Source organism: Pseudomonas sp. CM25 (assembly GCF_013179705.1).
Taxonomy (GTDB): domain Bacteria; phylum Pseudomonadota; class Gammaproteobacteria; order Pseudomonadales; family Pseudomonadaceae; genus Aquipseudomonas.
The window spans coordinates 1-5,833 of record NZ_JABMCW010000328.1 but is presented as its reverse complement, the minus strand read 5'-3'; the positions used below and the strand labels follow the sequence as shown (position 1 = coordinate 5,833).

Genomic DNA, 5,833 nt, shown 5'->3' with positions numbered 1-5,833 from the left:
CCATCCACCGCGACGCCTGATTCGCGGGTGAACCCGCTCTCAAAACGGGCGGTGTTGGCCGGATGTGAGCGTGAGCCTGCGCCATCTGTGTAGCACAGCCCGCAAACCCACCGCATTCGGCGATGGGCCGCGCAGCGGCCCCAACGTTTCAAGTCACTCAAAATTCGTCAGAATGGTGTCGCTTGCATGGGGGCTGCTTCGCAGCCCATCGCCGGCAAGCGCGGCTCCCACAGAGACCGCAGGATAGGCCGGCCCTAGAAATTCGCAGGCATAAAAAAAGGGCGACCCGAGGGTCGCCCTTTTTTACCGATCAAACAGAACTCAGTTCTGTTTGGCCATTGCTTCGCGCAGCAGCGCAGCCATGGTGGTGTCGGCAGCCGCTTCCGGAGCGTTTTTCAGGCTCTGGATGGCTTCGCGCTCTTCAGCGTCGTCTTTCGATTTGATCGACAAGCTGATAACGCGGGACTTGCGGTCAACGCTGATGATCTTGGCTTCGATCTCTTCACCTTCCTTCAGAACGTTACGCGCGTCTTCAACGCGGTCACGGCTGATTTCGGAAGCTTTCAGAGTAGCTTCGATGTCGTCGGCCAGAGTGACGATGGCGCCTTTGGCGTCAACTTCTTTCACGATGCCACGGACGATAGCGCCCTTGTCATTGACAGCAACGAAGTTGGAGAACGGATCGTCTTCCAGCTGCTTGATGCCCAAGGAGATGCGCTCGCGCTCTGGGTCGACCGACAGGATGACGGTTTCCAGCTCGTCGCCCTTCTTGAAACGACGTACGGCTTCTTCGCCGGTTTCGTTCCAGGAGATGTCGGACAGGTGAACCAGGCCGTCGATGCCGCCGTCCAGACCGATGAAGATACCGAAGTCGGTGATCGACTTGATGGTACCGGTGATCTTGTCACCCTTGTTGAACTGGCCGGAGAAGTCTTCCCATGGGTTGGACTTGCACTGCTTGATGCCCAGGGAGATACGACGACGCTCTTCGTCGATGTCCAGAACCATGACTTCCACTTCGTCGCCAACCTGAACGACTTTCGACGGGTGGATGTTCTTGTTGGTCCAGTCCATTTCGGAAACGTGTACCAGACCTTCAACGCCTTCTTCCAGCTCAGCGAAGCAGCCGTAGTCGGTGAGGTTGGTAACGCGCGCTTGTACGCGGGTACCTTCTGGGTAACGGGCAGTGATAGCTACCCACGGATCTTCGCCCATCTGCTTCAGACCCAGCGAAACGCGGTTGCGCTCACGGTCGAACTTCAGAACGCGTACGTCGACTTCGTCGCCAACGTTAACGATTTCCGACGGGTGCTTGATGCGCTTCCAGGCCATGTCGGTGATGTGCAGCAGGCCGTCGATGCCGCCCAGGTCCACGAATGCGCCGTAGTCGGTGAGGTTCTTGACGATACCTTTGACTTGCTGGCCTTCCTGCAGGGTTTCCAGCAGGGCTTCGCGCTCGGCGGAGTTCTCGGCTTCCAGCACGCTGCGACGGGAAACGACAACGTTGTTGCGCTTCTGGTCCAGCTTGATGACCTTGAATTCCAGCTCTTTGCCTTCCAGGTGGGTGGTGTCGCGCACAGGGCGGACATCAACCAGGGAGCCCGGCAGGAACGCACGGATGCCGTTAACGTCGACAGTGAAGCCGCCTTTAACCTTACCGTTGATAACGCCCTTGACCACTTCTTCGGCGGCGAAAGCTGCTTCCAGAACAATCCAGCACTCGGCGCGCTTGGCTTTTTCACGGGACAGTTTGGTTTCGCCAAAGCCGTCTTCGACCGCGTCCAGCGCAACGTGAACTTCGTCACCGACCTTGATGGTCAGCTCGCCAGCTTCGTTGTAGAACTGCTCGAGCGGGATGACGCCCTCGGACTTCAGGCCAGCGTGTACGGTAACCCAGTCGCCGTCGATGTCGACAACGATACCGGTGATGATCGCACCCGGCTGAAGATTGAGGGTTTTCAGGCTTTCTTCAAAGAGTTCTGCAAAGCTTTCGCTCATTTTAATTCCTGTAGATTCGGGCGAAACAGACGCCCATCGCCACATTCCAGACAATGTGGGTTTGTTTTAAGTAAAGGAAAGCCGGCAGGACGTTGACTGGTGCACCTGCCTGCTTTCCTGGCTATCAGGCAATGTCGCGTAATGCGATCTCGCTTCTGATACGTTGCAGCACCTGCTCGATGGACAACTCGGTAGAGTCCAACTGAATGGCATCGGCCGCTGGTCTCAGCGGGGCCACTGCGCGTTGGGTGTCGCGCTCATCACGCGCACGAATCTCATCCAGCAGACTCGACAGACTAACATCTTCACCCTTGCCCTTCAACTGCAGGTAACGGCGACGAGCACGCTCTTCTGCACTGGCAGTAAGGAAGACCTTCAACGGCGCGTCCGGGAACACCACGGTGCCCATGTCGCGGCCGTCGGCGATCAGGCCGGGCAGTTCACGGAAAGCGCGCTGACGCTGAAGCAGCGCATCGCGCACCGCAGGCAGTGAGGCGACCATGGAGGCACCGGCACCGACGGTTTCGGTGCGGATCACCTGGCTGACGTCCTCGCCTTCAAGGATCGTCTGCTGAAGCTTACCGGGCTCGGCCGCAATGAACTGCACATCCAGATGGGCGGCAAGCTTGGTCAGCAGCTCTTCATTGGTCAGGTCGACGCCGTGGTTGCTGGCGTTGAACGCCAGCAGGCGGTACAGCGCACCGGAATCGAGCAGCCGCCAGCCCAGCTCGCGTGCCAGTAGCCCGGCAACCGTGCCCTTGCCAGAGCCACTTGGCCCGTCGATGGTGATGATGGGTGCTTTCGAACTCACGACTTGCCCTCTTCTGCCACGCGAATGCCGACTTCTGCGCACAGCGCCAGGAAGTTGGGGAACGAGGTGGCGACGTTGGCGCAGTCATGAATGCGGATCGGCGCGCTGGCACGCAGCGAGGCGACGCTGAAGGCCATGGCGATGCGGTGGTCACCGTGGCCATGCACTTCGCCGCCGCCCAGCTGGCCGCCGTCGATGATGATGCCGTCCGGGGTAGGCTCGCACTTGATACCCAGGGTGATCAGGCCATCGGCCATGACCTGGATGCGGTCGGACTCCTTCACCCGCAGTTCCTCGGCACCACGCAGCACGGTGCGGCCTTCGGCGCAGGCGGCAGCGACGAACAGCACCGGGAACTCGTCGATGGCCAGCGGCACCAGGTTCTCAGGGATGTCGATACCCTTCAGCCTGGCACCGCGCACGCGCAGGTCGGCGACCGGCTCGCCACCCACTTCACGCTGGTTTTCCAGGGTGATGTCGCCGCCCATCAGGCGCAGGATGTCGATTACACCGGTACGGGTCGGGTTGATGCCGACATGCTCCAGTACCAGCTCGGAGCCTTCGGCAATGGACGCCGCCACCAGGAAGAACGCCGCCGAGGAAATGTCGGCCGGTACTTCGATGCGGGTTGCAGTCAGCTTGCCACCGGATTGCAGCGAGGCAACCGGCCCATTGCTTTCGACCGGGTAACCGAAGCCGCGCAGCATGCGCTCGGTGTGGTCGCGGGTAGGCGCAGGCTCGGTGACGGTGGTCTTGCCTTCGGCATACAGACCGGCCAGCAGCAGGCAGGATTTGACCTGGGCACTGGCCATCGGCAGCGTGTAGGTCAGCCCCTTGAGCGTGTGGCCACCGCGGATGGTCAGCGGCGGACGGCCTTCAGGGCCAGTCTCGACCACCGCACCCATTTCGCGCAGCGGGTTGGCCACACGGTTCATAGGGCGCTTGGACAGCGAGGCGTCGCCGGTCATGGTCACGTCGAACGACTGGCCGGCCAGCAGGCCCGACAGCAGGCGCATCGACGTGCCGGAGTTACCCACGTATAGCGGGCCGGGTGGTGGCTTGAGGCCGTGCAGGCCGACACCGTGAATGGTCACGCGACCATGGCTGGGGCCTTCGATGACCACACCCATGTCACGAAATGCCTGCAGGGTCGCCAGTGCATCCTCACCTTCGAGGAAACCCTCGACCTCGGTGGTGCCTTCGGCCAGCGAGCCGAGCATGATCGAGCGGTGGGAAATCGACTTGTCGCCCGGTACACGGATGCGTCCGGACAGGCGGCCACCTGGTTGGGCCAGGAAAATCAGATCGTTGGCGTTCATAGCGTCCACATAGGCCCGGCGGGCCAGGATTTTACTGAAATGCTCGCGGGCCACCCGAGCGCGGGTGAATACACCCAGCAGCTGGTGCCCGTCCCCTTCAGCGATCGCGTCGCGCAAGGCGTCGAGATCACTGCGATATGTATCAAGCGTGCGCAGCACAGCGTCGCGGTTGGCAAGAAAGATGTCATGCCACATGGTCGGGTCGCTACCAGCGATCCTCGTGAAATCGCGGAAGCCCCCCGCAGCGTACCGGAAGATCTCGAGGTTTTCATCGCGCTTGGCAAGCGAATCGACCAGGCCAAAGGCCAGCAGGTGCGGCAGGTGGCTAGTGGCGGCCAGCACTTCGTCATGGCGCTCGACCGGCATGTGCTCGACGTCTGCGTCCAGCGCACGCCACAGGCGGTCGACCAGGGCCAGCGCGGCTGGGTCGGTTTCCGCCAACGGCGTGAGGATGACCTTGTGACGGCGGAACAGCGCGGCGTTGGAGGCCTCCACCCCACTCTGCTCGGAACCGGCGATGGGGTGGCCCGGGACGAAGCGCGGCAGGCGCGCACCGAAGACGGCGCGCGCTTCACGCACCACGTTGCCCTTGGCGCTGCCGACGTCGGTAATGATGGCAGCGCCAAGGTCCAGCTGCGCCAGGCGCGTCAGGAGCTTTTCCATGGCCAGGATCGGCACGGCCAACTGGATAACGTCGGCGCCCATACAAGCGGCGGCGAGGTCTTCTTCGCAGCGGTCGACCACGCCCAGGGCCACGGCCTGCTTGCGCGAGGGGGCATCCAGATCGACACCGACCACTTCGCGGCACAGGCCGCTTTCACGCAGGCCCTTGGCGAACGAGCCACCGATCAGGCCGAGGCCGACCACGACCAGCCGGTTGATGATTGGCGCGGGTTTGGTTTTTGCTGCTTTTACCACTGGTGCGAACCCTGTTCAGAAATCTAGACAGCCTGTTAGGGCCATTGGGGCTGCTTTGCAGCCCATCGCCGGCAAGCCAGCTCCTACAGGGACCGTGCAAACCTGAAAGTTGCCCGGCCCCTGCGAGGCCACTGGGACACTGCAAACCTGCGAGCTTGCGCTGTACTTGTGGGGGCTGGCTTGCCGGCGATGGGCCGCAGAGCGGCCCCATTGGCCTTGAATCAAAGCACCGCCTTCGGATACGAGCCCAGCACCTTCAGCGCCACAGCCTCCTGGCTGATCTGCTCGAGCACCGCCTTGATCAGTGGGTCGCGGTGGTGGCCGACGAAGTCGATGAAGAACACGTAGGTCCACTTGCCGCTGCGCGAGGGGCGGGTCTCGATGCGGGTCAGGTCGATGCCGTTCTGGTGGAACGGCACCAGCAGCTCGTGCAACGCACCCGGCTTGTTGCTCATCGAAACAATGATCGAGGTCTTGTCGTCGCCGGTCGGCGGCACTTCCTGGCTGCCGATCATCAGGAAGCGCGTGGAGTTGTCCGGGCGGTCTTCAATCTTCTCGGCCAGGCGGGTCAGGCCATACAGGTTGGCCGCCATGTCACCGGCGATCGCCGCCGAATTCCACTCGCCCTTGACCCGTTTGGCGGCCTCGGCGTTGCTCGACACTGCCACGCGCTCCACGTTCGGGTAGTGCGCGTCCAGCCACTTGCGGCACTGGGCCAGCGACTGGGCGTGGGAGTAGATGCGGGTGATGCTGTCGGTCTTGGTGTTCTCGCCCACCAGCAGGTGGT

Annotated in this window: 4 protein-coding genes; all 4 read right to left on the bottom strand. The window is 62.1% G+C overall.

The features are described from left to right. Positions 1-321 precede the first annotated feature (321 nt). The gene (gene rpsA / locus HP546_RS24550) at positions 322-1,998 is read right to left on the bottom strand and encodes a 30S ribosomal protein S1 (protein WP_172230678.1); all 1,677 of its coding nucleotides are present in this window, start codon (positions 1,996-1,998) and stop codon (positions 322-324) included. Positions 1,999-2,122: 124 nt separating this feature from the next. After that, entirely contained in the window at positions 2,123-2,809 is a 687-nt protein-coding gene (gene cmk / locus HP546_RS24545) for a (d)CMP kinase (RefSeq protein ID WP_172230675.1), read from the bottom strand. Next, the gene (locus tag HP546_RS24540) at positions 2,806-5,013 is read right to left on the bottom strand and encodes a bifunctional prephenate dehydrogenase/3-phosphoshikimate 1-carboxyvinyltransferase (protein ID WP_372242460.1); all 2,208 of its coding nucleotides are present in this window, start codon (positions 5,011-5,013) and stop codon (positions 2,806-2,808) included. The genes cmk and HP546_RS24540 overlap by 4 nt, the downstream gene beginning before the upstream one ends. Positions 5,014-5,267: 254 nt before the next feature. Beyond that, positions 5,268-5,833, bottom strand: a 566-nt coding sequence (locus HP546_RS24535) for a prephenate dehydratase domain-containing protein (protein WP_172230669.1), incomplete at its 5' end; no start/stop codon positions are given.

Bases quoted from the DNA above. Each gene is read 5' to 3' on its own strand.
- rpsA (WP_172230678.1), bottom strand. From the start codon at position 1,998: ATGAGCGAAAGCTTTGCAGAACTCTTTGAAGAAAGCCTGAAAACCCTC.